Genomic DNA, 23,619 nt, shown 5'->3' with positions numbered 1-23,619 from the left:
TCCCATGTCCGACGCCACGACCCATCTCCTGCTGCCCTACATCCTGGCGGCGCAGGCCCAGAAGCACGTCACCCACAACGAGGCGCTGCGGCTGCTCGACGGGCTCGTGCAGCTCTCCGTGCTCGACCGCGATCTGACAGCGCCGCCCGGCAGTCCCGCCGATGGCGATCGCTACATCGTCGCCTCGGGCGCGACGGGCGAATGGTCCGGATGGGACCTGAACGTCGCGCTCTGGACCGATGGCGCCTGGCTGCGACTTCCCCCGCGGATCGGCTGGCGCGCATGGGTCGAGGACGAGGGCCTGCTGCTGGTCTACGATGGCGCGGGCTGGCTCGGGACCACACCGGCGGCGCTGCAGAACATGGCGCTCCTCGGGGTTGGCACCACGGCGGATGCATCGAACCCGTTCTCGGCCAAGCTCAACGCCGCGCTCTGGACGGCGAGGACCGTGGCCGAGGGCGGCACCGGCGACCTGTTCTACACCATGAACAAGGAGGCGGCCGGCGACGATCTCGGTTTGACCCTCCAGACCGGCTTCGTGACCAAGGCGCTGGTGGGGCTGTTCGGGTCGGACCGCTTCCGGCTCGCGGTCTCCGCCGACGGCAGCACCTTCTTCGACGGGCTGAGCGTCGACAACGCCACCGGCATTGTCGATCAGCCCCGGCTGCCGCGGTTCAAGGCTTACACGAACTACGACAACTACGTCGGCGTCGGCACCTGGACCAAGATCGGCCTTAACAACACCGACTACAACGATCAGGGCGCGTTCGACGCCGTGAACAACCACTTCGTCGCCCCCGTGGACGGCACCTACCTCTTCGGCGCGACTCTGCTGTACAAGATCAACGCCAGCGCCACCGCCCGCATGCGCGGGCGGCTCGTCCTGAACGGCACGACCGAAATCCGCGGCTCCCTCGGCGAAATCTCCGCCACTCATGTCTCGCTCGCTACCGCGATCTGGCTTCAGACCATGGTGCCGCTGACGGCAGGCGATACCGTCGAGCTGCAGGGGTATTTCCGGGTCGCGGACGGCTACTTCGCCGCCGACCACACGTCCTTCTGGGGCTGCAAGGTCGGCTGAGCGGCGGAAGGAGGATCCGATGAACCCACCCCGATCCGAGGGCTTCGTGCGCATGCCCGACGCCGAGTTCGAGGCGATCTTGACCCGGGCGGCGGAGGAAGGCGCCAAGCGTGCGCTGGCCGATGTCGGCCTCGACGGCGACGAGGCCGCGCTCGACATCCGCGATCTGCGCTCCCTGGTCGACTGCATCCGGCTGGTCCGCCGCACCGCGATGCAGACCGCCGTCCGCATGATCACCACCGGCGTCATGCTGGCGCTGCTCGCGGGTATAGCGATCAAGCTGAAGATCTTCGGCGGCGGCCCGTAGCCGCTCAACACCCCCGTTCACCAGCCCAACCGCACCCGCCCTCGAGGCGGTTTTTTTTCGTTTCGGAGGACCCTCATGACCACGACCTTCCACCGCCATTGGCGTGATGTGCCGGAGAGCGCCTGGCGCTGGCCGAATTTCTCGCCCGCCGAGATTGCATGCCGGGGCACCGGCAAGCTGCTCGTGAACGAAACCGCGCTCGACAAGCTGCAGGCGCTGCGCGACCGGCTGGGCAAGCCGCTGATCGTCCGCTCCGCCTACCGCAGCCCAGAGCACAACCGTGCCGTGGGGGGCGCGGGCCGGTCGAAGCATCTCGACGGCGCCGCCTTCGACATCGCCATGGCGAACCACGATCCGGTGGCCTTCGAGGCTGCGGCGCGCGAGGTCGGATTCCTCGGCTTCGGCTTCTACCCGCGATCGGGGTTCATCCATGTCGATCTCGGGCCCGCGCGGCAGTGGGGCGAGCGGTTCCCGGTCCGGGCGACGGCATTTGCAGCCGAGACGCCGCCCGCGCGCGAGGTGCTGGCTGACAGCCGCACCATGAAGGGCGGCGGGGCAGCCGGTGTGGCGACGCTGGGCGCGGCGGGCGTCGAGGTGGCGCAGCAGGTGCTGGCCGAGACCCAGACCGCGATCTTGCCGCTTGTGCCGTATCTCGACACGTTGCGTTGGGTATTCATCGCCGTGGCGCTTGGCGGCATCGCGGTCACGATCTACGCGCGTCTCGATGACTGGCGCCGAGGGCAGCGGTGATGGCCCCGCTCCTGATCGGGTTCGCCGCCAGCCCATGGATGCGGGCCGCTTTGCGCTACGGCGCCATCATCCTCGCCCTGCTCCTGTTCCTGCTTTCGCTTCGGCGGTCCGGCGAGCGAGCGGGACGCCTCGCTGAACGCCTTCAGACCACGGAGAAAGCCAATGATGTCCAACGCCAGATGCTCGAGGCGACGGCTCGTCGTCCTAGGTCTCGCGACGAGCTTGCTGAGCGGCTGCGCAACGGTCGGTTCTGAGCCCGGCATCGCGACCGTCTGCCCGCCCGTGGTAGAGTACAGCCGCGAGTTCCAGGCGCGCGCAGCCGAGGAGCTCGCGCGGCTGCCGCACGGGTCGGCCATCGCCGAGATGCTGAGCGACTACGCCGTGATCCGGGATCAGGTCCGTATGTGTTCTCGCCCCTGATCAAGAGCCGAATTGGAGCCTCAAGGTCAGGCAGCAGCGTAGCTGGTAAAGACCTCGTTCGATCCGTCGCGCCGGATCAGAAACACGTCGTAGGCCTCGCGCTGGCTTTCCGGTCCCATCCCGGGCGAGCCGTAGGGCATGCCTGGCACTGCGAGGCCGACCGCGTCGGGGCGTTCCAGCAGGAGACGGCGAATGTCGGCAACAGGGACGTGACCCTCGATAATGTAACCATCCACACGACCCGTATGGCAGGAGACCATCTCCTGCGGGATGCCGTTGTCCAGCTTGTAGCGCATCAGAAGCGTCCCGGCGCTCGCCTCGGTCGTGACGGCGAAGCCGTCGTTCTCGAGGATCTCGATCCAGGCCGAGCAGCAGCCGCAGTTGGGGTCCTTCATCACGTGGATCGCCGGACCGGCGCCTTGCGCCAGAGCCCTCAAGGGCGACGCAGCCGCCAGCGCAGCTGTACCGATCAGGAGCTTGCGGCGGGAAAACATGTCTTGGGTCATCTGATGTTCCTTTCGAGGTTGGATGTGTGGGCTGGCAGATCAGAGGTCGACCCGCCTGAGCCGCAGGGCGTTGGTGATCACCGAGACCGACGACAGGCTCATCGCCGCCGCCGCGATCATCGGCGAGAGCAGAAGTCCGGTGACAGGGTAAAGCAGCCCGGCGGCGATGGGGACGCCAAGCGCGTTGTAGGCGAAGGCGAAGAACAGGTTCTGCTTGATGTTCCGCAGGGTGGCGCGGGCGAGCTTGCGCGCCCGCACGATGCCCATCAGGTCGCCGCCCAGCAGGGTGATGCCTGCGCTTTCCATCGCAACATCGGCCCCGGTGCCCATGGCGATGCCGACATCGGCGGCGGCGAGCGCGGGGGCGTCGTTCACCCCGTCGCCCGCCATGGCGATCTTGTGGCCGTCGCGGCGCAACTGGTCGATCAGGTCCTTCTTGGCCTCGGGCAGGATGCCTGCGCGCACCTCGTCGATGCCGAGCTTGCCCGCCACCGCCTGCGCCGTGCGTTCGTTGTCGCCCGTCGCCATGATCACCCTTAGCCCTTGGGCATGAAGTTCCCGAATGGCCTGCGCGGTACTCTCCTTGATCGGGTCGGCGACCGCCACGATGCCGACGAGCGCGCCGTCAAGCGCGACGAACATCGCCGTCTTGCCCTCGGCGCGCAGGGTGTCGGCCTTTGACTCGGCCTGCGCGGTGTCGAGCCCCATCTCCCGCATCATCGCCGCGTTGCCTAGCGCCACCGCGCGCCCACCGACCCGGCCCTGTACGCCCTTGCCAGTGACGGCGTCGAAGTCCGTGGCCTCCTGACGCGGCGCACCCTGCGCCTCGGCTCCCTCGACAATCGCCTCAGCCAGCGGGTGTTCCGAGCCACGCTCCAGCGCTGCGGCCAGCGACAACAGGTCGGTCTCGGTGACGTCCCCGAGCGCAACCGTATCGGTCAGCTTCGGCTTGCCCATGGTCAGCGTGCCGGTCTTGTCGACGATGAGCGTATCGACGCCTGCCATTCGCTCCAGCGCCTCGGCGTCCTTGATCAGCACGCCCGCCTGTGCGCCGCGCCCCGCCGCCGTGGTGATGGAGATCGGTGTCGCCAGCCCCAGCGCGCAGGGGCAGGCGATGATGAGGACCGACACGGCCGAGGCGATTGCGAAGACCAGCGCGGGCTCCGGGCCGAAGATCAGCCAGACCACGAAGGCGACGATGGCGATGACCACCACCGTCGGCACGAATATCGCCGACACCCGGTCGGCCAGCCCCTGGATCGGCGCGCGGGACCGCCGCGCGTTCGACACCATCGCCACGATCTGCGCCAGCACGGTATCGGACCCGACCTTGCCTGCCTCCATGACCAGAGAGCCGTTCTTGTTGATCGTGGCGCCCGTCACCTCATCCCCCGGCCCCTTTTCCACCGGCATTGACTCGCCGGTCAGCATGCTTTCGTCCAGCGACGAGCGGCCCTCGATCACCGTGCCGTCGACCGGAATGGCGTCGCCGGGACGGACCCGCAGCCGGTCGCCCTCCATGATGTTCTCCAGCGGCGCATCGTATTCAGTGCCGTCCGGCAGGATGCGCCGCGCGGTCTTCGGCGCCAGATCCAGAAGCGCGCGGATCGCATCCCCGGTGCGTTCTCGCGCTCGGAGTTCCAGCACCTGGCCCACGAAGACCAACGCGACGATCACCACCGCCGCCTCGAAATAGGTGCCGACGCCGTGGCCCATCCGGTACTGTTCCGGAAACACCCCCGGCAGGAACGTCGCGACGAGCGAGTAAAGGTAGGCCGCCGCCACGCCGATGCTGATCAGCGTCCACATGTTTGGGCTGCGGTTCACAATGGAGTCCCAGCCGCGCCGGAAGAAAGGCAAGGCGGCCCAGAGGATGATCGGCGTTGCCAGCACGAACTCGAGATAACTTGCGGTCTGATGCCCGATCCAGTCGCGCACTGGCAGCGCGACCAGTTCACCCATCGTCAGGATGATGAGCGGCACCGCCGCCGCCGCCGAAATCCACATCCGACGCGTGAAGTCGGTCAGCTCCTCGCTGGGCTCATCCGACGGCACCATCGGTTCCAGCGCCATGCCGCAGATCGGGCAGGACCCCGGCGCATCGCGGACGATCTCGGGATGCATCGGACAGGTGTACTGGACGTTGGCCGGAGCAGCCTTCTTCTGTCCGGCGGCCCGGCCCGAGGCGTAGAACCACGGATCCGCCTTGAACTTCGACTGGCATTTCTCCGAACAGAAATGAAAGGTCTCTCCCTGGAACTCGGCGTGACGCCCGTCCGGCTTGACCGCGACCGTCATCCCGCAGACCGGGTCCTTTGCGGTATTCGCCCCCGCCGGAATGTCGGGCGCCGCGTGATGGTGATCGTGCTCCATAGTCTGCCAGCCTTTCGATCTCTTGTTTCAGCTTGCCGCTTCCAGCCGTTGGAAGCTCAAGCTCTTTTCAATGGTGGTCGTGAGCGCCTTCCAGGGCGGGATTCCGTGCGAGGAAGATTCCGACGAACAGGAACACCAGCGCCATGCCGATCGCACCCAGGACGACGATCAAGGGGTCGGACTGCCATTTCATCGCGGCGAAGGCGGCCAGCACCACGGCATCAAGTGCGATTGCCGTCAGCAACACCCAGCCCCGAGCGCCGATTTCTTCGCGCAGATGCCGGAACACGCCGAAATGGATGATCATGTCCATCACCAGATAGAAGAAGGCCCCGAGCGAGGCGATGCGGCTGAGGTCGAAGAAGACCGTCAGGAAGCCTGCGATCACGACGGTGTAGACGAGTGTGTGGTCCTTGATCGTGCCTGGCATCCCGAAATGGCTGTGCGGGATCATCTTCATGTCCGTCAGCATCGCCAGCATCCGCGAGACGGCAAACACGCTGGCGATCAGGCCCGAGGCAGTTGCCACCAGCGCAAGCGCCACCGTCAGGTAGAAGCCGGTTTGCCCGAGGGCTGGTTGGGCCGCTTCAGCCAGCGCGTAGTCCTTCGCCGCCACGATGCGATCGAGCGGCAGGCTGGAGCCGACCGCGAATGCGACCAGCAGGTAGACGACGACGCAGATGGCGATGGACAGGACTATGGCCCGGCCCACGTTCCGATGCGGATTGGTCACCTCGGCGCCGCTGTTGGTGATGGTCGTGAACCCCTTGAAGGCGAGAATGGACAGCGCGACCGACGCCACGAACCCACCCGCACGAAAATCTCCGCCCGACGCTTCGAACGAAATGCCGCTGGCCCACAGACCGGCCGCCCCGAACAGCGCAATGCCGCCCACCTTGAGAATGGCCATGATAATGGACAGCAGCCCGACCGACCGGTTGCCAGAGACGTTCACGAGATAGGCGAAGACGATCAGCCCCACGCCGAGGACCGGCACGAGAATGCTGTCCGGATCGCCGCCGAAGGCTCGCAGGGTGTAGGTTCCGAAGGTGCGAGCGACGAGGCTTTCGTTGATGACCATCGACAGCGCCATCAGGAGAGCTGCGCCCGCCGCGACCGTCGTCGGTCCGTAGGCTTTCTTCAGGATCATCCCGATGCCGCCCGCAGACGGGTATGCGTTCGACATCTTGATATAGGTGTAGGCGCTGAAGGCGGTCACGATGGCGCCGACCACGAACGAGAGCGGGAAGAGAGGCCCGGCGAGTTCGGCGATCTGGCCGGTCAGCGCGAAGATGCCCGCGCCGATCATCACGCCGGTGCCCATGGCTACCGCACCGGAAAGGGTGATGCTGTTCTTCTGGTACTCGCTTCCGGTCATGGATTTCCCTTTTCAGGCTTTTGCCGCATGGCTACCCAAAGCAGTGGCAGGCCCGTCAAGAGGCCGAGGCCAAGTACTGCCCATGTCGCCCGGCCCAGATCTCCGCTCACCGCCTCGCCGCCGAAATGGGCCAGCAGGAAGCTTGCCGGAATGATCCCCGCCAGTGTTGCCAAGGCGAAACGCCAGGCGTGCAATCGGCTCAGTCCGGCCGCGTAGCTGATCATGTCGAAGGACACGAAGGGCATCAGGCGGCTGGCAAGAACCGTCGCCGTCAACGCGTTCTGCGAGCCGAGCAGCCCGGCATCGACGCGGTCCCCGAACACCCGCCGCAGGACGTCATGCCCCAGAACCCCTGCGAGACCGAAGGCGATCAGCGCCCCGAGCTCGGCGCCGATGACGACCTGCACGGTCCCCCAGAGATGTCCGTAGGCCGCTCCGGCCGCCAGTGCGATGGGTGCACTCGGGATTGGGCTGGCCACGACCGCGATGGTCATAAGCGTGACGATCAGGACCGGCCCCCAGAGACCCGCACGCGCCACCAGCGTTTCCAGACGCTCGGGCTCCAGGAGGCTGCGCGCCTCGGCGAACACCGAAGGCGCGAACTGCCAGACAGCGAGCAGTCCGATGCCGAGGATCGCAAGGCCCGCGAGAATGGTGACGCGCAGGCTCATCTCAGACCGCCGCGACGGCCTTCGCCAGGAGGTCGCGCACCTCGCCCGCCACGGCCGTCAGTTCGGCGTTCTCAATCGCCTGCATCGACGCCACAGGATCGATGGCGCTGACTTCCACGCCACCGTCGACCTCGCGCAGGATGACGTTGCATGGCAGCATCGCACCGACGCGCGGTTCGATCCCGATGGCCTGATGCGCCATCTTGGGGTTGCAGGCGCCGAGGATGCGGTAGGCGGGCATCTCGACATCTAGCTTCTTCTTCATCGTCGCCTTGACGTCGATCTCGGTCAGGATGCCGAAGCCGTGGTCGGTGAGGGCCTTCCGCGCGCGAGCGTCGACGTCGTCGATACCGGCGTCGGGGAACATTCGATTGATCGTGTAGGTCATTGCCAACTCCTTTTTTCTATTTCCGAAGATACTTGATCAGCGCTGCTATGGCCAAAACCAGCAGCACGAGGATCAGCAGGCCGAAGAGCCAGCCAAACCCCATTCCGAAACCCATTCCGGGGCCCATGTCGTTCCAGTTCATCATCTCATCCTCCTGATTTTTACCCGCAGGGTGCGTCTTTTGGCCGGCCCTCACGACAACATGGGGCAGGACAGACCAGGATCGGTGCCGGGCGGGGCGCCATGTCCGGACGACCCGCTGGGATCAGACGGACGCCGTGACCGCGAATTCGGTCATCATCCCCGTCGTAAGGTGCGGCATGTGGTGGCAATGCAGCATCCATCGGGCGGCCTCACCGACATCGAGGGCGACATCGACCATCGACATCGGTGGCACGTGAACCGTGTCGCGTAGTGCACCGGCGACCCGACACCCGTTCAGCCCGACGACCTGGAACACATGGCCGTGCAGATGCATCGGGTGCGCCATCATCGACATGTTGTGGAACGACAGCACGACCCGCTCACCGCTGCGTGCGGTGATCGGCTGGTGCTGGCCCCAGACTGCCCCGTTTATCGTCCAGACGTACGGCTGCATCGAACCGCCCAGCATCAGCATCTGGCTGCGGTCCACGGGTCGATCCGGCAGAGCGTCCAGCGCGATGAGGCGCGCCTCCTGCGCCAGATCGGTGTCGAACGCGGGCGCTTCGGCATCCGCCATTGCATCGAGACGCCGCACTTCGGCACCCTGCGTGGCGAGGATCAGGCCGGTGCGCTCGCGCGCGCCTTCGCGCAGGGCGAGGATCGGCCAGGCGCCGCCTTCGTGCGGCAGGTCGATCTCGATGTCCAGACGCTGGCCCATTGCCAGACCGAACCGCGTGCCGGCGAGAGGTTCGACCGCGTGCCCATCTACCGCGACCAGCCGCGCCTCGGCACCGCCGGTCTCGATCCAGAATACCGTCGCCGCAGCGGCGTTGATGACCCGAAGCCGGATACGGCCACCGCGCTCGACCTGGACCACCTCCGGGTCCGACAGGGTCCGGTCATTGGCGAGATAGGCGTCCCAGTCATAGTCGTTCAGGTCCATGGCCATGCCGCCCATCTGGCCGCCCATACCCATCATCCCGCCCATTCGGGGCATGTTGCCCATCGGCATGCCGCCCGTGGCGCCATGGCCCATGGCCCCGTGATCCATGCCCTGCATCGCCCCCATGCCTCCCATGGGAGCGCCCTGATCGGGCAATGCACCGGCACCATGGCCCGCGCCGTGCCCGCCGCCATGACCTGCGCCGATCTCGGCCAGAACCTCCTCGGGGGCCTTGAAGGAGAAGTCATGAAGGAACATCACGACGTCTTGCCGGTCGGCAGCAACGTCCTCGGCCGAGCGCACGATCAGCGGCGCGGCGAGCAGCTGCATCTCCTGGGTGGGCACATGGCTGTGCATCCAGTGCGTGCCGGGCCGTGCCTCGAAGTCGTAGGATCGGGTTTCACCCGGTGCGAGGAGGGGCATCGGCATGTCCGGCACACCGTCCTGCGCGTTGGGCGGGATCTGTCCGTGCCAGTGGATGATGGTACCGACGTCCAGGTCGTTGGTCAGATCGACCCGGAACCTCTGGCCGGGGTCGAGGATCAGTCCCTGACCGCCGGGGCCGGCAAGCCCGAAGACCGTGGCAGCGCGACCGTCGATGTCGAGCGTGCGCGTCGCAGCGGAGAGGCTGATCGGCGCCACCCCTTGCGCGAAGGCGATGCGGGGCAAGTGTGCAGCGCCAATGGCGGCCGCACTTGCGGCAAGAAAGCCGCGTCGAGAAAGCATGTTCATGGTCGTCTCCTCGGGACTTCCGTCCCGTTCATCAATACCGATGGGGCGCCTCGGGCGTCTGCCCGGGCGCGCTCAGAGGAGACGGAGCTTGGGAGGTCGTTCGTTCAGTCCCGGCGCACGGCTGACGTGGATTGCCGCGGACGGGACGTCATGACTGGCGGCGCCGTAGGCGTGCCCGGCTTCCTCGCCTGCCGACGTCAGGAAGGCAGAGAGGCCTGCGCATACGAACTCGCACATCTCGGCATCGGCCGATCCACAGTGCTCTCCAGCGTCACAGTCGAAGCCCGAAATGACCGGAGAGTGCATCATGTCGGCGACATGCATCGCGTGATCCACACCGGAATTCATGCTCATGCGTGTCGCATGCGCGGAGGTCACCGTCGTCACCACGGTGATCGCGAGTATGGCAAGCATGGTGACGACACGTTCGAGCATGCTGCAAAGATAGGCATTGCTCACGAGAATGTCCATTGTCGCAGGCGCCTCGCCGCTGGCACAACGTGGTCTCGACCAAACGCGAATGTTATTCCGCAGTGATCGGCGATAGACGTCTTGAAAAAAGCTCTCCGAAATACTGTCGTGATCGGTCTGGTCGTCGGAGGTGTGATCCTCGCGGTCTTTGCTGGCTGGCGTTATGCCGGTACCGCATCCACCGCCGTGGCGTCGGCGGACATCATCGCGCAAGGACGCCAGATCTATGCGGATCAGTGCGCCGCCTGCCACGGCGCGGAACTGGAGGGCCAGCCGGGCTGGCGCTCGCCGCTTCCGTCCGGCCGGTTGCCGGCGCCACCCCACGACGCCAGCGGCCACACCTGGCACCATCCTGACGATGTCCTGTTCCGCATCGTTAGGGAAGGCACCGCCGCCGTGGTCGGCGGCGGATACGAGAGCGACATGCCCGGCTTCGCAGACGTGCTGAGCGACGCGGACATCCGCGCCGTTCTCGACTACATCAAGAGCACATGGCCAGAGCGCGAGCGCCGATACCAAGAGAGGGTGTCGGAGGCAAACTGACATTCCCCATGGTCGTCGGCTGCTACTCGCGCCAGGCCAGTTCGCAGACCGAGTTAGAGGAACGTCGCCGACCAGGTCAGCACCATGAAGCCGCCGAGCGACTGCATCATGTTGACCATCCGTATCGGCCCGGTTGCCTCGATCTGCGTGTACCCGAGCGTGGCGAAGTTGACGCCGGAGAAGTAGATCAGGCCGCTCCAGCATGGGTCGTAGCTGCCGTCGAAGCCTCCCACGCCCCAGCCCTGCAGCGCCTGTAGACTGCGGCGAAAGCCAGGATTTCAATCGTGTGGAGCGCGAGCAGCCCGACGAACGCCACCATGATCGCCGCCTGCGGTCTCTCTTTCGAGTTCGGCTTCACGCCCCGGACGGCCAATAGCCCCGTAGTGGTGCGCGACCAGATGGCGGCCACCAGCGCGAAACCGAGCAGAAGCCCGATTCCAGTTGCAGCATGTTGAGCACTCGCGGCGGAACAGTACCCCGAGGTTTATGTTCTCAGCGCTCGGCCCTGCGGCATGGCAGCGGAACCATCGCCCTGCCGATGATCTGATCTCAGGCCTCACGTTCCGGATCAAACGCAAGAAGCCGCAGCGCGTTCAGTGTGACGAGCACCGTCGCGCCGGTATCTGCAAGGATCGCGATCCACAGCCCGGTAATGCCGAGGATCGTCGTCACCAGAAACACCGCCTTAAGGCCGAGCGCGATCGCCACATTTTGCCTGATGTTCGCCATGGCTGCGCGAGCAAGGCGAATCTTGCCGGCCACATCAGTCACGCGATTGCGCAGGATCGCGGCGTCGGCGGTTTCAAGCGCGACGTCCGTTCCGGAGCCCATGGCAACTCCGATGTGGGCGGTGGCGAGCGCAGGGGCATCGTTGATGCCGTCGCCCACCATCATCACGCGGTCTCTGGCGGTCATCTCACGGATCGCGGCGACCTTGCCTTCGGGCATCAATTCGGCGCGATGGTCAATGCCCAGCCCAGCGGAAATGGCTGCTGCCGTGCGCCGGTTGTCGCCGGTCAGCATCACAGACGCGATGCCAAGCGCCTTGAGTTGCTGCACCGCGCGGGCGGCATCCTCTCGGGGTTCGTCCCGGAGCGCTACGAGTCCGACCAACTGGCTCCGGCGGAAGACCGCGACGACTGTCTTGCCTTCATCTTCCATGCCGACCACCGCCCGGAGCGCGTGGTCGTCCAACACACCGCGCTCCCCGGCGAACCGTGGAGAGCCCACCCAGGCGGTTTCACCCTCAACGACTGCTTCGGCCCCTTTGCCCGGAAGCGCTTTGGCGGCGGTCGCGGCCAGGAACGGCGCTCCCGCAGCTTCCGCGCGGGACAGGATCGCCTCCGCCAGAGGATGGCTCGACCCCGCTTCGACGGCGGCAGCCAGCGCCAGCACCTCTGTCTCCGATCCCGAGATCGGCACCACGTCCGTGACGCGCGGCCGTCCGTGGGTCAGGGTTCCGGTCTTGTCGAATGCGACATGCGTGGTGGCCGCCGCGGCCTCGATCACGGCGCCTCCTTTCATCAGCAGCCCGCGACGCGCGCCTGAAGAAAGCGCAGAGGCGATGGAAGCCGGTACCGAGATCACCAGCGCGCAGGGGCATCCGATCAGGAGAAGCGCGAGCGCCCGGTAGATCCACGTATCCCAGCCTTGCCCGAACGCGAGGGGCGGGACGATGGCCACCAGCACCGCAACTCCGACGACGGCCGGCATGTAGATGCGGCTGAAACGGTCGATGAAGCGCTCGGTCGGGGCCCGGGCGCTTTCCGCTTCCTCGACCAGCCGGATGATACGGGCAATGGTGTTGTCCTCGGCCGACTTGGTGACCCGAACACGCAGCGCCGCCTCGGAATTGATGGAGCCGGCAAAGACGGAGGCACCGGGTTCCTTCAGCTTCGGCACACTCTCGCCCGTGACGGCGCTCTCATCGACGCCCGAGGTGCCCTCGATAACTTCGCCATCTGCCGGGACCCGGTCTCCCGGGCGCACCAGAACGATCTGGTCCACCTGCAGCTGGTCGGCTGGTATCACCCGAGTCCGGCCGCCGATCTCCAGGATCGCGGTCTTCGGTACCAGACGAGCGAGCGCCCGGATCCCGTCGCGGGCCTTGTTCGCCGCAACACCTTCGAGAACCTCCCCGACGGCGAAGAGGAAGACGACGAGCGCCGCTTCCTCGGCGGCGTCGATGACGAGCGCGCCGCTGGCGGCGATTGTCATCAGCATCTCGATCGTGAACGGCATCCCCGCTCTGGCGGACGCGACGGCGCGGCGTGCGATAGGGGCGACACCAATGAGCGTCGCGAGGATGAATGCCCACGTTGCCACATCCTGGGAGGCGAGCAGTTTCACGGCCCATGCCGCCGCGAGGAGGAGACCGGTGCCGATCACCAGTCTGCCCTTCGCGGTCTGATACCAACGCGAACCGGGCCCGGGACCGCTCTCGGGCCCTGTCGATCCAGCGTTGGGCTCGAGTCCTGCGGCATCTCGCGAGCCGTCCGCACGGGACGCTTGCTCATCGTCCGGCAGCACGAAGCCTTTCCGATCGGGGCTCGATCCTTTCGCCGCGATCCCGTAGCCGAGCCGCTTGACGATTGCTTCGATCTGGTTGCGAGGGGTCTGCCCTTCATCCAGAGTCAGCCGAAGCCGCTCGGTCATTAGCGCCACATCGACGTCGCTCACGCCAGGCAGGCGTTCGACCGCACCCCGGACCTTGCCGGCGCACGACGCACAGTCCATCCCGGAAACCGTCCATTCGTAGGTTGCACTGTCGTTCGCCGTCATCACGCCCTTCCAACCCGCCCAGCGGGCAACATTGTATTTGCTGAGTCGGGAACCTAAGGTCTCTAGTAGCTATAGCTTCAAGAGGAAATCTGATGCTCACCATCGGAAAATTGGGCGAAGCGGCCGGCGTGAAGGTTCCGACGATCCGCTACTACGAGCAGATCGGGCTCCTGCCGGAGCCAGATCGCAGTGCCGGGAACCAGCGGCTCTATGGGCAGTCGGCACTGGATCGGCTAGCCTTCATCCGCCATGCGCGGGAGCTCGGTTTTCCGCTGGACGCTATCCGAGACCTTCTGAGTCTCTCTGACAGACCCGATCAATCCTGCGCAGCCGCCGATGTCATCGCCAGGGCGCAGCTGGCCGAGGTTGAAAGCCGCCTTGCGCGCCTGACTGCGCTGAAAGGCGAACTTGAGCGCATGGTCGTGCAATGTGCAGGCGGTCGGATTGCCGATTGCCGGGTCATTGAAGTTCTGGGCGACCATTCGCTATGCGCAACCGATCACCAGCATCCGGAGAGCGAGGCGGCATCGTGAAAGCACCCGGCACCCTCGCCATCTACATCGGTGCCGCTCTGGCCGAGATTGCGGGCTGCTTTGCGGTCTGGGCATGGATGCGGCAAGGCGCGAGCGCGCTCTGGCTGGTCCCCGGCCTCCTGAGCCTGGCCGTCTTCGCTTGGCTCCTGACCCTTGCCCCCTCCGATTTTGCGGGGCGGGCCTACGCAGCTTATGGCGGGGTCTATATCGCAGCCTCGCTCCTCTGGCTGTGGCTCATCGAGAAGCAGCGCCCGGACACTTGGGACCTGACAGGTGCCGCAATCTGCCTCGCCGGTGCGGCCGTCATCCTGTTGGCGCCGAGGGCGGCTGGTGGATGATCGGGGGTGCTCTCCAAGATCAAGGCAGCCGACTGCCGCTCATCGTTGCCGACATCACGATAGAGCCAACCTTTGCGGACGGACTCCCGCTCTTCCAGCGTAGCAGCTGTGCGCATCAAATAAAATCAATGACTTATACTGGAGAAGGTTGGACGTCAGACCCATCCCCTCCGCCATTCTTATTTTCAAGCCTTTGATTGCAATAGGTTTTTTCGGGTCGCTGTTTTCCAGCCCCACACCCAGCCCCACATGACGATCGCTCGTCCACAGGCTCAGGATCCGGTCACATTTCCTTTGATCTTTTTCGTTGCACTGCGTCTCGCGCAACAGTCACCCTTTGCAGATCAGCGCAGTGACCAGGAGACAGTCCCGCTGACCATCACAAGCGCATGAGTGCTCGGCTCCAACTGACCCGGAACGACCGGGCGAGAAAGGAGGCTTTCATGTGCGCTGATGTGATGGCTCATGAGCAAGACGACCTGTTTTCCAAACCCGAATTTGATCTGAGCTTCACCGGCTTGCAGCCGACCCATCAGGCCAAAACCAATGCCGGAAACGAACTCAATCCTGGATAAGTCTTGAGAGAAAGTACAACCCTGCCGATGCCCCAGTATTCGACATTGTATCCGGCACGGCCACCAAGACTACCGAACTGCCCATACACTCCACCTTGCGGAGCGGATATATCTTGGTTTGTAAATTTACCTCTGCTGTAATTAGAAGGCATCACCCGTCACCTAAGTTAATCAACCCAAATACGTAAAAATTTGTAGATCGAAATAATTCGCTCCTTTTTCAGCGTCTTTGCCGATGTATTTTCGGGCATGCTACTTAGAATTGGCCGGGACGCCCTAGCAAAGACGCCATAAATAAACAAAATAAATACAATTACTACAAGAATTTGGGAAATTATTATAAATAATTTATCCTTTTCAATATAAGCATTATATGCAATATAAATTTTAAATACTATTGAAGTAATCCATAAGAAAATTATGATATTATTGGTTTTCTTTGACATGCCAATTTTCCCAGTTCTGTTTGCCCAAATTTATTACCATCCAACGACAGGCACCCCAAACTACATACGCCCCTCCCACGCGTTGCGCCCGGCGGCTTTCATCAGCCGATCCGTCGATTTCAGGTTGGCCACGGTGGCGACAGGGATGAACATGGAGCCGGTATTGAGCGAGGCTGCCCATTGTTCCAAACCGCTCAGCATAGACAGAAACGCCTCGACCCGCCGGAGCGGCCTTTGCGCGAGATCCACCGCGATCGCAGGAATGGGGACCAACCGCGCCCCAAGGAGGAGGAGCCGACGCTCTCCGCCTCTGGCCGGTGGGCGCCGCCCCGATGCTTGAGCGGAGCATCCAGATTGCGTGTCACCGAAATAACCATACGCACTCGGATCAACGGTCCGCTGCTGTTGGGCCGTCCCAATATCGCGATCAGCTCCTGAGACTGCGGCGCTTACCAAGTCTGAACGACCACCTCCAGGCACCGCTCCGTTCGAGTAGGGATGACCAGAGTTTCCCGAGGAAGGAGTGCGATCAAGGCCAGAACTTGGTGTGAAATCGACGACGGTTTCGGGGCCGTTGAGGTCTTCGCCTAGTTCATGCGCCCTAAGGCTGCCACTTTGCGGAATCGAATTTCCCGAATAGGGATGGCCGGGCCGAGTGAATGTACCGTCTTGAGTTAACCCGCCACCACTTTCGATATGCGCAGCAATCTCGACAGAGGAAGCCCCCCGGCTCAAGGCAGCAGCAACACCGTCAAAGATCGGATCGTATTCGTTTATCCCGAGATCATCCGCTGGAAATCTATCAAGTGGCGCACCACCTCTGAATGGAACGTTTTCCTTGACCCAATTGGCCCCATCAAGAATGCCGTTTTAAACCAGCTCTCGTACGGCGTATTCCTCGTATGTATAATTGTAGATTGTGTATGCGGCGCCAGCAACAAGAGCACCGCCAATTGCAAGTGGCGCTGCCGCTACGCCAGTGGCAAAGGCCACACCAGAACCCAAGGCATAGCCAACTGAACCGACGGCCCCACCAATGCCAAAATCAGCAGCAACCGCTGCGATTCGATATCCAGTAAGTTCCCAGTCTCCATGCAAGGCATGTTTGATTTCGACGTCATAAATACCATCAGCAATGCTCATAAAAACAGACGCTTTGGATGCCGTGCTCGCGACAGTAACGAGCTTAGCACTCATAGTGCTCGGTCCGATGGTACTTTGGACCCAATCATACTCCCCCTTCTGAAGTGCTTCCTGCACCGCAGAGACGCGATCAGCCATCTTATGAATATTTTGAACCCGCACGTAATTTAGCGAAGCCTTGACAGCCGAATACCCCTCCGAGGAGATGGTCATCAATTCAACAGCAAAGAGACCATCGTTGATCCGGTCGTTAATTGTCTTGTTTGTCATAATCAGCCTTTAAAAGAACGCAAAGCATTTCGGAATGCTACGTATAGAACGGGCAAAAACAAAAAATGCGGCAAGAAACAGGGAAGTATAAAAGTTGCAGGCGTACTGCCGTCGCCAAGCAAAGCGTATGCCTTAGCTGCATGGCGAGATAGCTTTTCCGGCATCTCAAATGACGCAAAATGGGACTCAGAAAGCAAGAATAACAGGATCGGCGAAACGAGCACTACCGGCAGAGTAAGAAAGAACTGAAAGGCGATGCGCCAGAAACCGAACCTTTGCTTCGGAAGTCCAGTTATCCGCCGATTACGGACCATGTAAAAAAAACAGAAGACAAAAAATAAAATGGAAAAATAAACGGTATAAAAATACCCTCTCAGGCTAAAATCAAAGTAATAGTATAAAATTAAACAAACATAGGTCAATGACAGCAACATCACGCAAAAATAGGAATTTATATAAAATAAGTAATATCTAACTCTCCCAGTAACAATGGCATACAAACACCACCAAAAAGAGACGAAAGAAAATATTCAGACGCTGGTAATGTTGAAGTAGATGTGTAGGAATATTGAGGCTCCAGCGGGCAGCAACACCGACAAATCTCTTGGCTTGTTATATTCTTTCAGGTTCAATTTCATTACAAATTCACAGCTTCATTTCACTAACACCCCACCAAGTGAGATCAATCAAGATGTTTTAATCATCCGATTCTCTGAAAAAATGCTTGCTCAAATCCATAAACCAATATCTGGAGGAGATGCAGCAAAGGCGACCAAAATCACCAATGACAATAATAACTATTCCCTAGCATCATCCGTCACCTATGTTAATCAACCCAAATACGTAAAAATTTGTAGATCGAAATAATCCTCTCCTTTTCAAGCGTCTTTACCGGTTTATTCGCGGGAATACTACTTAGAACCGACTTAGCAATTCTTGCAAATACTCCATAAAAGAAATAAAAAGAAAAAGTCGGAGTTAAAATTTGGAAAAATCGCCCCCATATTTCAGATCCACTAAAAATTAAATTGTATATCATGATAAACAATAAAAACGAAACAACAAGCTAAAGTATTATTATTGTATTATTAGCTTTTTTCTCACAAAATCTACTCCAATGACGCTATAATCAGCAAAAAACTTAAACGATTTGAAATTTATTATCTTCATCGCTCTGGTTTTGATGCCAATAAATTAAAGTCATAAAGTTCTTCCTGTTTTCGCGCTACGCACTCAAACCGCATACGCCACTCCCACGCACGACACATCAGAAGCCCTGACTAGTCGATCTGTAGACTTCAGGTTTGACCCGGTGGAGACAGGAATGAACAGGGGGCCGGCATTGAGAAACGCTGCCCATTGTTCCAAACCGCTCCGGACAACCTGAAACGCCTTGGCCCGTCGGAGCGGCTTTTGCATCAGGGTCAGAGCAGCCCCAGGAACAGAGGTCAACCAGGTCCCCACACGGGGCGCCGCGGTTTGAGAAGAGCATCCAGATTGCGAGCCACATGCGAAGCCCGTGAATGGCCGATCCTGCTCCCTCTTGCGCGTTTCCGGACTAGGAGCGGCAGGGCGCCAAGACCACGATCCGAAAAAGAGTATAGCCTGCAGGGGCGCCAACAAATCAGTCCCGACGCCTTCCTGAAACATTCCATTCATGCGTGACTAACCGGCATTAGCGAATCTCCCCATAAACATGAAGAAACCCTAGCAATATCCGGAAATGCAACAAACAACCGGAGACACAATCCTTAATTGAATCAAGGCGATATATCCTCGCTTTTTCAAAAGCTTGACCATTAAATTAAGCTCATAAATTTTTTAATCCTTATCTCACAAGCTCGATGATCCTGTCTTCGCCTCATGCCTGGAGACGGCATGCCGGGCGCATTGTGAGGCATGTCGACATTTCATTCCGGCAAGACTTTGCCGCGACCCCGGGATGAGCCTTGAGTGACGCACGGAAACCCGGACGAACAGCGGCACGTCGCGCCAGGGCACCGCCGGGTGGTGCTCCACCCGCTCCCGCTTGCCCGACTGTTTCGTCAGAAGCTGAGCGACCACGCTCGCCGGGCTTGCCACCACATGGTCATTGGCCGCGCACCACTTCATCACCTGATCGCAGCGCTGCTTGACCCTTGACGCCGTCTCCTGCTTCGAGAGCCAGATGGGCTTGAGCACGCGGGCGAAGTCCGCCGCCGTCAGGTGAGACACCTGCAGCTTGCCGATGACCGGGAACACATAGGTCTCCAGCGTCGTGATCCATTGCGCCGCATGTTTCTGATTGCGAAACCCCGGAGCCAGATCCGCATGAAGCTGCCGCGCGGCCTCCTCAAACGAAGGCATGGCCAGCCTGACCCTGTCGGCCACCAGCTGCCTGTCTCGCTCCGCCAGCGGATCCCTGCCCGCCTCGATGAGTTTGCGGGCCTGAAGGGCAAGCTCCCTGGCGTCCTTCAGCGACACCACCGGATAGCTGCCGAGCCCCATGTCCCGGCGCTTGCCCATCTCGGGCGACTTGAACCGCAGGATCCACTTGCCAGCACCGACGCTTCCCGCCGGGAAGAGATAAAGGCCTGTCACCGTGCCGTCCGCCAGGGGCTTGTCGCTCGGCTTGATCTTCCGGGCCTTCGCATCACTCAGCATCATTTCCGCTCCCGTTTCCGTGTGGGGCCGGACCTCCAGCCCCACACGCAGCCCCACACGACACGTGCGATTTGCTGACTTCGACCAGGACTGATTGATGGCCAGCGAGACGCCAGAAACCAATTACACTATCAAAAACAGTAGGTTAATTATAAAGGCAGTGACAGGTGAAGACGCACATAATGGCGGACTCTCTCTCCGCTATTCCCTTTCAAAATCCGGACGGCAAGAGCCGTGGCAGTGCGCGCTGATCCGCGCGCCAAACTCATCCGTGATTTGACGGAGTTTCCACGATCCCCTGCCGATGTGCAGCGTGGTGCTCCGGCGACCTAAGGGTCGCGTGGCAACCCACCAGGCGGTAATGGTTGCAATGGCACCTTGATTTCTTCTTGCGCCTGCAAACGCAAACGAGCCCGGACGTGTCCGGGCTCATCTCGCGCAACAAGGGGGAACTTGGCCTGCTGTCAGCGGGCCGGCAGCGGGATCCACTCGGCGACGGACACATCCGCATGCTGGAACTGGGGCATCTTTGCGCCCAGCTCTTCCATGTTCTTCACGTCATTCTCGTTCAGGAAGGCCTGAGTAATCAGGGTCGGCGGAACGACGACCTGCTTCTCAGTCTTTTCACCGGCGAGCATCAGGGCAAGGGTCCTTACGCAGACCTCGCCGACGACGGCCGGATTGGTCGCCACCGTCGCGACCCAGGCGGAATCCGGTTCGCGCATGGCGGAAATGTCGGCGGTCGACACATCGGCGGAATAGATGTCGATGTCCTGATTGAGGCCCGCCTCATCGACGGCGATCTTCACGCCCTTCGCAAACTCGTCAAAGGGCGCGAACATGACGGTGATGTTGGGATTGGCCTGCAGCACGGAACGCGCCTGATTGGCAACCGAGTTGGCGATCGGATTGTCCAGCGTGCCGAACATCGCCGCTTCCTGGATGCCCGGATTGGCCGCCTTGATCTCCTTCCAGGCCACGTCGCGGCGATCCAGCGGCGCAATGCCCGGTACATAGACATAACCGGCCGTGAAACTGGCGCCATTGTCCTCGATGGCCTGATCAAGAGCCATCTTGCCGAGCAGATAGTCGCTCTGCTCGATCTGCGGCACGGCGTCGTTCTCCACGTCCACATCGAAGGCCACAACCTTGATCCCCGCGTCCACGGCGCGCTGCGCAGCGGCCTTCATGGATTCCGTCAGGCCATGCTGGATGATGATGCCGTTCACCCCCAGCGCAATCGCCTGATCGACCATGTCGGCCTGAAGGGCTGCGTCCTGGCGGCTGTCGAGCACCCGCAGATCGACCCCGAGCGCCGCGGCCTGCTTCTCCACACCGGAAAGATAGGACTGGAAGAAGTCCCCGGTCGAGAGATAGCGCACGAGCGCGATCTTCACCTCGGCCGGCTTGTCGAAGGGCGCGGGCATGTCGGCGGCCTGGGTCCCCCCGATCGCGGCCAGCGTCAGGCCGGCTGCGGCCGTCAGCTTCATGAATTCACGTCTGATCATTGTTGTTTCCTCCCGAAGAACCGTGACGCCGTTGTGCGTCAGGCATTTCTCCTGCCGCCGCGACGCGAGGACAGGTAGAATGTGAAGACAAGGGCGGCCACCAGTACGGCACCCTTGACGAAATCCTGCATGTAATAGGGGGCGTTCATCATCGTCAGACCCTGCAGGAGGATGCCGACGAAGAGCGCACCGGCCGCCGTTCCAAAGGCATTGGGTCGCGCCGCACCGAGAACTGCAAAACCGATGAGGGCTGCCGCAACGCTGTCGAGGAGCAGATTGTTGCCCGACGCAATGTCGCCGCGGCCCAGCCGTGCCGCCAGAAGGATGCCGCCGATCGATGCCAGGACACCCGAGATCATGTAGGCAACCACCTTGTAGCGCTGCACATTCGTACCCACGAGACTTGCCGCCCGCTCGTTCGAGCCGATCGCATACATCAGCCGGCCATGACGGGTGAAGCCGAGGAACAGCCAGATGAGCCCGGCGATCACCAGGAACAGCACCACCGGAACGGGCAGAAGCCGGTCGAGGAAGAGGTCGAAGCGATGCCGCCCGAGCCACAGGAAGGCCGCGGAGAAGGTCCCCTCGGCCACGGTCCCATCGGCCAGGCTCATGCCGGTGGCAACCGAGTTGCCCTGGGTGGGGATGCGCTGCAGCCCGATCAGAAGGAACATCATACCCAGCGTTGCCAGAAGGTCCGGCACACGCATCTTCACGATCAGGAACCCGTTGATGAGCCCGACGACGGCCCCCATGACCAGACAGAGCGCCACCGCCACGAAGGCCGACTGTTCCAGCACCACCATGGAATAGGCCGACAACATGAGCGAAGACGTGGCCACCGATCCGATCGACAGATCGAAGCCCCCCACCACGAGCGTGCAGGTGACCCCGAGCGCCAGAATGCCGGTGATGGCCACGGACTGGAAGATGAAGACAGCGGACCGGGGGCTGGCAAAGCCGCTGGCATAGAGGCTGAAGAACAGCGCGAGGCCGGCCAGCAGCACGATGAAACCATAGCGAATGGCGTATTCGAGAGCGTTCTTGTTCATTTGAGTGGTCTTCACCCTGCCTTGGACTGCGCTGCGGTCACAGGTCCGCAGACGGCATCCGTCCCGGAACCATGTGGCTCGCGGACCCGCCCGGAGACATCCGCGACAAGTCTGTTCAGATCGATGTTCTTGTTCAGGTGTTCGCTGGCGATTGCAGCTTCGTTGAGGACGATGATGCGGTCCGCGATCTCGAGCGCCTCGTCGATCTCTGCGACGAAGACAAGCGTGGTGCGCCCCGCAGACGTCTCCCGGATGTAGTGGCCGATGTCCCGCCGGGCGCCGATGTCCACTCCCTGGAACGGTTCGTCCAGAAGCAGCACCCGAGACGCCTTCAACAGCCAGCGGCCGATCATGACCTTCTGCTGGTTACCGCCGGAAAGGGTGTCGATCCCGTCCCGGTCGCTTTCGCATTTCACCCCGATCCGGGCGATCATGTCGCGCGCGGCGCGCCGCTGACCGCTTTCGCTCAGGAATGAAAAGGTGCTGAAGGCCCGCAGGAACGGCAAGGTCATGTTGTTGGCAATGTCGAAATCTGCGATCACAGCGTTGGACCCACGATCCTTCGGCGACATGAAGACACCTTGCGCCACCGCCTGTGCCGCACTCGCCGGGCGATAGGCGCGCCCGTCAAGCGTCAGCTCGCCGCCCGCCGCTGCCGAAAGACCGAAGAGGATCTCGGCCAGTTCCGTCGTGCCGCTGCCCAGCAGCCCGGTGAAGGCGATGACCTCCCCTTCCCGTGCCGTGAAGCTGATGGGCGGACTGCCCTCGAAGAGCCTGAGGTCGCGGGCCTCGAGAATGGGAGCCCCCCCGGACACGGGCTCGATGTCGACCTCCGTCATCTGATGACCGAGCATGGCGTTGACGGCGCCAACGTAGTCGAGCTCCTCGCCTTCGAAGATGCCGGAGATTGCCCCGTCGCGCATGGACACGATCCTGTCCGCGACGCGCCGGAGATCCGACATGCGATGCGAGATGTAGAGAATGGCGACACCATCCGCCCGCAACCGGTCAATCAGGGCGAACAGCCGCTCTGCCTCAGATGCGGAGAGCGAAGACGTCGGTTCATCAAGGATGAGCAGCTTGGGAGACCTGGCCATGGCACGGGCAATCGCGATCATCTGGCGGTCGGCCACGTCGAGATCCGCAACCCGCGCCCGCACGTCCATCGCAAGGCCCATGCTGGCGGCAACCTCCTCCGCCCGCCGGCGCAGGCTCCGGTCGTTGACGAACAGGTTGGCGCCCGGCTCTGTCAGCCGGTCCAGGGTAAGATTTGTCGCGACATCCAGATCCGGAATGACACCATCGTCGATGGACTGGTGAACCGTCACCACGCCCTTGGCAATGGCGTCCGATGCGTCCATCGGCGCAAAGGGCGCGCCCGCCAGTTCGATCTCGCCGGCATCGGCGTGATGATAGCCGCAGAGAACCTTGACCAGCGTCGACTTGCCGGCGCCATTGGCCCCCATCAACGCGGTCACCTCTCCCTCATGCAGTGTCAGATCGATCCCGCGCAGAACGTGGTTCCGCCCGAAAGATTTCTCCAACCCACTGATCTTACAGGTGATCTTAGCCACCTTACCTCCCACCATGAAACGAGCTCCTCTCTCGTAGGGACAAGTTACA

Annotated in this window: 24 protein-coding genes; 9 read left to right on the top strand and 15 right to left on the bottom strand. The window is 62.1% G+C overall.

Features of this window, described 5'->3' with window-relative positions:
* The first annotated feature begins 4 nt into the window (after positions 1–4).
* The 5 genes from FR728_RS18800 to FR728_RS19475 all read left to right on the top strand — a co-directional run bounded on the left by FR728_RS18800 (position 5) and on the right by FR728_RS19475 (position 2,558).
* Positions 5–1,081 (top strand): DUF2793 domain-containing protein, encoded by a 1,077-nt coding sequence (locus tag FR728_RS18800; RefSeq protein WP_093359542.1) that lies wholly within the window; start codon positions 5–7, stop codon positions 1,079–1,081.
* A gap of 19 nt (positions 1,082–1,100) precedes the next feature.
* Positions 1,101–1,388, top strand: coding sequence for a DUF6127 family protein (locus FR728_RS18795; RefSeq protein WP_075784372.1), 288 nt, complete (start codon positions 1,101–1,103; stop codon positions 1,386–1,388).
* A 75-nt stretch (positions 1,389–1,463) separates the two neighbouring features.
* Complete coding sequence (locus FR728_RS18790) at positions 1,464–2,138, top strand: YcbK family protein (protein ID WP_062563563.1); 675 nt, start codon at positions 1,464–1,466, stop codon at positions 2,136–2,138.
* On the top strand, positions 2,138–2,392 hold the full coding sequence (locus FR728_RS18785) for a hypothetical protein (RefSeq protein WP_203561091.1): 255 nt from the start codon (positions 2,138–2,140) through the stop codon (positions 2,390–2,392). The genes FR728_RS18790 and FR728_RS18785 overlap by 1 nt, the downstream gene beginning before the upstream one ends.
* A gap of 28 nt (positions 2,393–2,420) precedes the next feature.
* Positions 2,421–2,558 (top strand): hypothetical protein, encoded by a 138-nt coding sequence (locus tag FR728_RS19475; RefSeq protein ID WP_208998930.1) that lies wholly within the window; start codon positions 2,421–2,423, stop codon positions 2,556–2,558.
* Between the two features lie 26 nt (positions 2,559–2,584).
* Here FR728_RS19475 and FR728_RS18775 read toward each other — a convergent pair whose 3' ends face one another.
* From FR728_RS18775 to FR728_RS18745, 8 genes are all read right to left on the bottom strand, one after another.
* Complete coding sequence (locus FR728_RS18775) at positions 2,585–3,064, bottom strand: DUF411 domain-containing protein (RefSeq protein WP_045685040.1); 480 nt, start codon at positions 3,062–3,064, stop codon at positions 2,585–2,587.
* Between the two features lie 39 nt (positions 3,065–3,103).
* Positions 3,104–5,437 (bottom strand): heavy metal translocating P-type ATPase, encoded by a 2,334-nt coding sequence (locus FR728_RS18770; RefSeq protein ID WP_062563565.1) that lies wholly within the window; start codon positions 5,435–5,437, stop codon positions 3,104–3,106.
* A gap of 67 nt (positions 5,438–5,504) precedes the next feature.
* The gene (locus tag FR728_RS18765; protein WP_045681289.1) at positions 5,505–6,815 is read right to left on the bottom strand and encodes an APC family permease; all 1,311 of its coding nucleotides are present in this window, start codon (positions 6,813–6,815) and stop codon (positions 5,505–5,507) included.
* Positions 6,812–7,486: a TVP38/TMEM64 family protein gene (locus FR728_RS18760; RefSeq protein ID WP_149894297.1), complete on the bottom strand. Its 675-nt coding sequence runs from the start codon at positions 7,484–7,486 to the stop codon at positions 6,812–6,814. The genes FR728_RS18765 and FR728_RS18760 overlap by 4 nt, the downstream gene beginning before the upstream one ends.
* A gap of 1 nt (position 7,487) precedes the next feature.
* Positions 7,488–7,874 carry a DUF302 domain-containing protein gene (locus FR728_RS18755; RefSeq protein WP_045681285.1) on the bottom strand — a complete coding sequence of 129 codons (387 nt, stop codon included), beginning with the start codon at positions 7,872–7,874 and terminating at the stop codon, positions 7,488–7,490.
* 16 nt (positions 7,875–7,890) lie between these two features.
* A complete protein-coding gene (locus FR728_RS19735; protein WP_264224588.1) occupies positions 7,891–8,019 on the bottom strand; it encodes a hypothetical protein in 129 nt (42 codons plus the stop codon).
* A gap of 120 nt (positions 8,020–8,139) precedes the next feature.
* Complete coding sequence (locus tag FR728_RS18750) at positions 8,140–9,693, bottom strand: multicopper oxidase family protein (protein WP_149894296.1); 1,554 nt, start codon at positions 9,691–9,693, stop codon at positions 8,140–8,142.
* Positions 9,694–9,765: 72 nt separating this feature from the next.
* On the bottom strand, positions 9,766–10,164 hold the full coding sequence (locus FR728_RS18745) for a hypothetical protein (RefSeq protein ID WP_045681279.1): 399 nt from the start codon (positions 10,162–10,164) through the stop codon (positions 9,766–9,768).
* 81 nt (positions 10,165–10,245) lie between these two features.
* On the opposite strand from FR728_RS18745, the gene FR728_RS18740 reads away from it, so the two are divergent.
* Entirely contained in the window at positions 10,246–10,707 is a 462-nt protein-coding gene (locus tag FR728_RS18740; protein ID WP_082724933.1) for a c-type cytochrome, read from the top strand.
* Between the two features lie 53 nt (positions 10,708–10,760).
* On the opposite strand, the gene FR728_RS18735 is transcribed toward FR728_RS18740, so the two are convergent.
* Positions 10,761–10,940: an ion channel gene (locus FR728_RS18735; RefSeq protein ID WP_208998929.1), complete on the bottom strand. Its 180-nt coding sequence runs from the start codon at positions 10,938–10,940 to the stop codon at positions 10,761–10,763.
* A gap of 316 nt (positions 10,941–11,256) precedes the next feature.
* The gene (locus tag FR728_RS18730) at positions 11,257–13,488 is read right to left on the bottom strand and encodes a heavy metal translocating P-type ATPase (protein WP_208997431.1); all 2,232 of its coding nucleotides are present in this window, start codon (positions 13,486–13,488) and stop codon (positions 11,257–11,259) included.
* Positions 13,489–13,580: 92 nt separating this feature from the next.
* Here FR728_RS18730 and FR728_RS18725 point away from each other — a divergent pair, with 92 nt between their 5' ends.
* From FR728_RS18725 to FR728_RS19730, 3 genes are all read left to right on the top strand, one after another.
* Positions 13,581–14,021, top strand: coding sequence for a MerR family transcriptional regulator (locus FR728_RS18725; RefSeq protein WP_045681275.1), 441 nt, complete (start codon positions 13,581–13,583; stop codon positions 14,019–14,021).
* Complete coding sequence (locus tag FR728_RS18720) at positions 14,018–14,359, top strand: YnfA family protein (RefSeq protein ID WP_244304760.1); 342 nt, start codon at positions 14,018–14,020, stop codon at positions 14,357–14,359. The genes FR728_RS18725 and FR728_RS18720 overlap by 4 nt, the downstream gene beginning before the upstream one ends.
* A gap of 443 nt (positions 14,360–14,802) precedes the next feature.
* Positions 14,803–14,934: a hypothetical protein gene (locus FR728_RS19730; protein WP_280115359.1), complete on the top strand. Its 132-nt coding sequence runs from the start codon at positions 14,803–14,805 to the stop codon at positions 14,932–14,934.
* Between the two features lie 1,316 nt (positions 14,935–16,250).
* Here the strand turns inward: FR728_RS19730 and FR728_RS18715 are convergent.
* The 5 genes from FR728_RS18715 to FR728_RS18695 all read right to left on the bottom strand — a co-directional run bounded on the left by FR728_RS18715 (position 16,251) and on the right by FR728_RS18695 (position 23,585).
* On the bottom strand, positions 16,251–16,793 hold the full coding sequence (locus FR728_RS18715; RefSeq protein ID WP_149894294.1) for a hypothetical protein: 543 nt from the start codon (positions 16,791–16,793) through the stop codon (positions 16,251–16,253).
* A gap of 1,833 nt (positions 16,794–18,626) precedes the next feature.
* On the bottom strand, positions 18,627–19,436 hold the full coding sequence (locus FR728_RS18710; RefSeq protein WP_244304756.1) for a tyrosine-type recombinase/integrase: 810 nt from the start codon (positions 19,434–19,436) through the stop codon (positions 18,627–18,629).
* A 464-nt stretch (positions 19,437–19,900) separates the two neighbouring features.
* The gene (locus FR728_RS18705; RefSeq protein WP_244304766.1) at positions 19,901–20,926 is read right to left on the bottom strand and encodes a substrate-binding domain-containing protein; all 1,026 of its coding nucleotides are present in this window, start codon (positions 20,924–20,926) and stop codon (positions 19,901–19,903) included.
* Between the two features lie 56 nt (positions 20,927–20,982).
* A complete protein-coding gene (locus FR728_RS18700; RefSeq protein ID WP_149894291.1) occupies positions 20,983–21,996 on the bottom strand; it encodes an ABC transporter permease in 1,014 nt (337 codons plus the stop codon).
* 11 nt (positions 21,997–22,007) lie between these two features.
* A complete protein-coding gene (locus FR728_RS18695; RefSeq protein ID WP_149894290.1) occupies positions 22,008–23,585 on the bottom strand; it encodes a sugar ABC transporter ATP-binding protein in 1,578 nt (525 codons plus the stop codon).
* Between the last annotated feature and the right edge of the window lie 34 nt (positions 23,586–23,619).

The sequence above is a fragment of the Roseibium aestuarii genome (assembly GCF_008477545.1).
Classification (GTDB): domain Bacteria; phylum Pseudomonadota; class Alphaproteobacteria; order Rhizobiales; family Stappiaceae; genus Roseibium; species Roseibium aestuarii.
This window is presented reverse-complemented; position numbering and strand designations above follow the sequence as displayed.

Bases quoted from the DNA above. Each gene is read 5' to 3' on its own strand.
- FR728_RS18705 (WP_244304766.1), bottom strand. From the start codon at position 20,926: ATGAAGCTGACGGCCGCAGCCGGCCTGACGCTGGCCGCGATCGGGGGG.
- FR728_RS18760 (WP_149894297.1), bottom strand. From the start codon at position 7,486: ATGAGCCTGCGCGTCACCATTCTCGCGGGCCTTGCGATCCTCGGCATC.
- FR728_RS18730 (WP_208997431.1), bottom strand. From the start codon at position 13,488: ATGACGGCGAACGACAGTGCAACCTACGAATGGACGGTTTCCGGGATG.
- FR728_RS18700 (WP_149894291.1), bottom strand. From the start codon at position 21,996: ATGAACAAGAACGCTCTCGAATACGCCATTCGCTATGGTTTCATCGTG.
- FR728_RS18710 (WP_244304756.1), bottom strand. From the start codon at position 19,436: ATGCTGAGTGATGCGAAGGCCCGGAAGATCAAGCCGAGCGACAAGCCC.
- FR728_RS18725 (WP_045681275.1), top strand. From the start codon at position 13,581: ATGCTCACCATCGGAAAATTGGGCGAAGCGGCCGGCGTGAAGGTTCCG.
- FR728_RS18715 (WP_149894294.1), bottom strand. From the start codon at position 16,793: ATGACAAACAAGACAATTAACGACCGGATCAACGATGGTCTCTTTGCT.
- FR728_RS18800 (WP_093359542.1), top strand. From the start codon at position 5: ATGTCCGACGCCACGACCCATCTCCTGCTGCCCTACATCCTGGCGGCG.
- FR728_RS18755 (WP_045681285.1), bottom strand. From the start codon at position 7,874: ATGACCTACACGATCAATCGAATGTTCCCCGACGCCGGTATCGACGAC.
- FR728_RS18745 (WP_045681279.1), bottom strand. From the start codon at position 10,164: ATGGACATTCTCGTGAGCAATGCCTATCTTTGCAGCATGCTCGAACGT.
- FR728_RS18775 (WP_045685040.1), bottom strand. From the start codon at position 3,064: ATGACCCAAGACATGTTTTCCCGCCGCAAGCTCCTGATCGGTACAGCT.
- FR728_RS18770 (WP_062563565.1), bottom strand. From the start codon at position 5,437: ATGGAGCACGATCACCATCACGCGGCGCCCGACATTCCGGCGGGGGCG.
- FR728_RS19735 (WP_264224588.1), bottom strand. From the start codon at position 8,019: ATGATGAACTGGAACGACATGGGCCCCGGAATGGGTTTCGGAATGGGG.
- FR728_RS18765 (WP_045681289.1), bottom strand. From the start codon at position 6,815: ATGACCGGAAGCGAGTACCAGAAGAACAGCATCACCCTTTCCGGTGCG.
- FR728_RS18795 (WP_075784372.1), top strand. From the start codon at position 1,101: ATGAACCCACCCCGATCCGAGGGCTTCGTGCGCATGCCCGACGCCGAG.
- FR728_RS18695 (WP_149894290.1), bottom strand. From the start codon at position 23,585: ATGGTGGGAGGTAAGGTGGCTAAGATCACCTGTAAGATCAGTGGGTTG.
- FR728_RS18785 (WP_203561091.1), top strand. From the start codon at position 2,138: ATGGCCCCGCTCCTGATCGGGTTCGCCGCCAGCCCATGGATGCGGGCC.
- FR728_RS18750 (WP_149894296.1), bottom strand. From the start codon at position 9,693: ATGAACATGCTTTCTCGACGCGGCTTTCTTGCCGCAAGTGCGGCCGCC.
- FR728_RS18790 (WP_062563563.1), top strand. From the start codon at position 1,464: ATGACCACGACCTTCCACCGCCATTGGCGTGATGTGCCGGAGAGCGCC.
- FR728_RS19730 (WP_280115359.1), top strand. From the start codon at position 14,803: ATGTGCGCTGATGTGATGGCTCATGAGCAAGACGACCTGTTTTCCAAA.